Consider the following 3,677-nt stretch of genomic DNA (forward strand, 5'->3'; position numbering starts at 1 on the left):
ACTGCGCCATGCAATTCTTCACGGACCCGGACTGGCGCAGCCGGTACGTCGATGACGACATCGTCGCGACCAGGATGGTGGCGAGGATGCGTGCCATCCACACCGGCGGCGGCCAGCCCGCCCACGACCAGCGCGGCACCGATCACGGCCGCGAGCTTGCGGGGGATGTTCATCAAAGCTCCCTCTGTCGGGGTTCCTGTTTCGGATCACCGCCCATTCAGCCGCACCCGGCATTCGGCCGGCGTTCGGGAAAATCCGGAGCCCTCCGCGGCCGAACGCCGGCTGGTGTGAATACCAAACGCGGGACAAACACCTCGTCGGCGAGGATGAAGCCGTGTGCGCGCGGGATCCTCGGGAAGGGACAGGCTTGTGCGGATCTTGATAGCCGAGGACGAGCCGCTGCTGGCCCGGACCCTGGCCGCCGGGCTGCGCCGGCAGGCCATGGCGGTGGACGTGGCCGCCGACGGGGCCACGGCGCTGGAACGGCTCGCGGTCACCGACTACGACGTGCTGATCCTCGACCGTGACCTACCCGTCGTGCACGGCGACGAGGTGTGCCGGAGGCTGGTCGAGGCCGGGACGCCGTGCCGGATCCTGATGCTGACCGCGGCGCGCACGCTCGACGACACCGTCACCGGGCTCGGCCTCGGCGCCGATGACTACCTGACCAAGCCGTTCCGGCTCCCGGAACTGGTCGCACGGGTACTGGCGTTGCGGCGCCGCCCGTCACAGGCCCGCCCGCCCGTACTGGCCGCCGCCGGGGTACGGCTCGATCCCTACACCCGGCAGGTCAGCCGGGACGGCCGGCAGATCCGCCTGCCCCGCAAGGAGTTCGCCGTACTGGAGATCCTGCTGGCCGCCCGGGGCGGTGTGGTCAGCGCCGAGCACCTGCTGGAGAAGGCCTGGGACGAGCACGCCGACCCCTTCACCAACGCGGTCCGGATCACCGTCCACTCGCTGCGGCGCAAGCTCGGCGAGCCACCGCTGATCCACACCGAGATCGGTGTCGGCTACCGGCTGGCTCCGGAATGAGCGCCCGATCCGGTGGCGATCGGCCTGGTCACGGGATGACCGCCCGGCGCCGGATGACGATCCGTACCCGGCTCACCCTGCTGTACGGCGTCACCTTCACCGCGGCCACCGCCGCCGCGCTGGCCGCCGTCTACCTGCTGATGTCCGGGCTGCTCACCCCGGCGGTGGCCCCGGTGGCGCCGGTACCGGCAGGCGTCACGCCGGGCACGTCGGCCGGACCCGGTGTCCAGGACGCCCCGCAGGTGCTCGACAACCTGCTGCGCGTCTCCGGGCTGGCGCTGGCGGTGTGCTCGCTGGGCGCGGTGGCCATCGGCTGGATCGTGGCCGGGCGCATGCTGGCCCCCATCCGCCGGGTCACCGCCACCGCGGCGGGAATCGCCGGGGGGAACCTACACGAGCGCGTCGCCCTGCACGGCCCCGCCGACGAGCTCAAGGAGCTGGCCGACACCTTCGACGGCATGCTCGCCCGCCTGCAGTCCGCCTTCGACGGCCATCGGCGCTTCGCCGCCAACGCCTCGCACGAGTTGCTCACCCCGCTGGCCACCAGCCAGGCACTTCTCGACGTCGCCGCGGCCGAGCCCTCGGCCTGCGACGTGCCCGCGCTGCTCGCCGACCTGACCGAGGTCAACGCGCGCAGCGAGCGGATCGTCGGCGCGCTGCTCGACCTCGCCCGAGCCGACCACGGCGTCAGCGCCGTCGTGACCGCCGATCTGGCCGACTTCGCCCGCGACGCGATCGCCGTCACCTCCGGCGAGGCCGACCGGCGGGGCGTGGTGGTGGTCTCGCGACTGGAGGCGGCGCCGGTCATCGGTGATCCGACCCTGCTCCGCCAGCTCGCCGTCAACCTGATGACCAACGCGATCCGGCACAACCAGCCCTCCGGCCGGGCCATGGTCGCCGTCACCACCGAACGGGATCGGGCCGTGATGACCATCGGCAACACCGGCCCCCCGGTGACACCGGACCGGCTGGAGCAGCTCTTCGAGCCCTTCGTGCGAGATGCGGGCCGCATCCGTCACGGCCCCGAGGAGGGCGGGCGCGGGCACGGTCTCGGGCTCGCGATAGTCCGCGCGGTCGTCACCGCGCACCACGGCACGCTCACCGCGACCGCCAACCCCACCGGCGGCCTGACCCTCGTCATCGGCCTGCCGTCCGGCGGCTAGATATAAGGGCGGGCCGAACAGCGCGAGCCGCCGCCATCCGGGTCGGTTCGCGGACCGGTGTCGTGGCGGCGTGATCCGCGTGGGCTCCCGAGCCGATACAGCGCTGGATGATCACAGACTGGGACTGTTACCATCCATTCCATGATCTTCTTTTTCCACCTGCGTTAAGGGACCGTCGGCGAGGCGAGGAACCCCCGTCGTCGACGAGGCGGGGCGGCGTGGCGCCGTCCCGAACCTTGACGTGGGAGAAGAACGATCATCATGCGCACTCGCGCGCGTTTTCTCACCGCCCCGCGTCCCAGCGCCCTCGCCGTCTCGTGACGGCGGCGCGCCTGGTGGCGCGGTGCGTCCGAGGACTGGAGCCCATCGTGGCCGCCGAGATCCTCCAGCTCGGACTCGGTCCGATCACCCACCTGGGCCACCGTGAGGTGCACTTCCGCGCGCCTCGACCGGAGCCCGGGGTGGTCCTGCTGCGCACCGCGGACGACGTGTTCCTGCTCGCCGCCCAACTGCCGGACATCGGAGCGGCCAGAACGGGTGTCGGCGCGCTCGCCGAACTCGCGGCCGTCACCGATGTGGACACGCTGCTCCGGCACCGGCTGGCCTGCGGAGGCTCCGGCGAGCTCACCGGTGTCGAGGTGTCGGCGTCCTTCCTGGGAAGGCGGAACTTCAACCGGTACGACGCCGAGGACGCCGTCGGCCGGGCCCTGGCGCGGAGGCTGGGAGCCGGCTACCACTCGCGGCGCGGGGGCGTCGCGCCGCCGCCGGCCCACAGCGCGTGGCGGCTGATCCTGGACGGTACCCGGGCGACGCTCATGCTGAGGATCACCGACCGGCCGCTGCACCGCCGTACCTACAAGCGGTGCACGATCCCGGGCACCCTGCATCCTCCGCTGGCCGCGGCGATGGCCCGGATGGCCGACATCCGGTCCGATCACCGGGTGCTCGACCCCTGCTGCGGTGCCGGAACCCTGCTCATCGAGGCCGGACACCTGCGGCCGGACGCCCGCTTCTGTGGCTTCGACCTGGACCCGGACGCGCTGCGGGCGGCGCGCACGAACGCGGCGGACTCCCGGGCCGTCACCGTCCGCCAAGCCGACGCCGGCGACCTGCCGTTGGCCGACGGCAGCATCGACCGCGTCGTGTGCAACCCACCCTGGGGTACGCAGGTCGCCGCGCACGGCCTGCTCGACGGGACTCCCTCCCGGTGGTGGACGGAGCTGCGACGGGTCCTCGCCCCCGACGGAATGGCGGTGGTGCTGATCCCCGACACCGACGACCTCGGCACCGCCATCCGGCATCGGCTGGTCCCCGTCCACGTCCAGCAGGTCCGGCTCTCCGGCGCCAGGTCGTACATCGTCCGGCTCGTGGCGGGGGAGAGGCGTCAACCACAGACGTCCCGGCGCCGAGCACAGGGAGGGTGAGCGCGGAGGTCGAAGGGGAAAGTCAGGGCGGTGCCGGGTACGGCGGGGGCGACCCCGC

At 72.5% G+C, this 3,677-nt stretch carries 3 protein-coding genes; all 3 read left to right on the forward strand.

What is annotated here, in order from left to right; genetic code table 11:
* Nucleotides 1-369: 369 nt before the first annotated feature.
* The 3 genes from ABZ260_RS48390 (at nucleotide 370) to ABZ260_RS48400 (ending at nucleotide 3,619) form a co-directional block, all read left to right on the forward strand.
* On the forward strand, nucleotides 370-1,032 hold the full coding sequence (locus ABZ260_RS48390; RefSeq protein ID WP_355565096.1) for a response regulator transcription factor: 663 nt from the start codon (nucleotides 370-372) through the stop codon (nucleotides 1,030-1,032).
* A 35-nt stretch (nucleotides 1,033-1,067) separates the two neighbouring features.
* A complete protein-coding gene (locus tag ABZ260_RS48395) occupies nucleotides 1,068-2,195 on the forward strand; it encodes a HAMP domain-containing sensor histidine kinase (protein WP_355631978.1) in 1,128 nt (375 codons plus the stop codon).
* A gap of 368 nt (nucleotides 2,196-2,563) precedes the next feature.
* Nucleotides 2,564-3,619 (forward strand): methyltransferase domain-containing protein, encoded by a 1,056-nt coding sequence (locus ABZ260_RS48400; protein WP_355631981.1) that lies wholly within the window; start codon nucleotides 2,564-2,566, stop codon nucleotides 3,617-3,619.
* Nucleotides 3,620-3,677 lie beyond the last annotated feature (58 nt).

Origin of the sequence: Streptosporangium sp. NPDC006013 (assembly GCF_040614275.1) — a bacterium.
GTDB lineage: Bacteria > Actinomycetota > Actinomycetes > Streptosporangiales > Streptosporangiaceae > Streptosporangium.

Bases quoted from the DNA above. Each gene is read 5' to 3' on its own strand.
- ABZ260_RS48395 (WP_355631978.1), top strand. From the start codon at position 1,068: ATGACCGCCCGGCGCCGGATGACGATCCGTACCCGGCTCACCCTGCTG.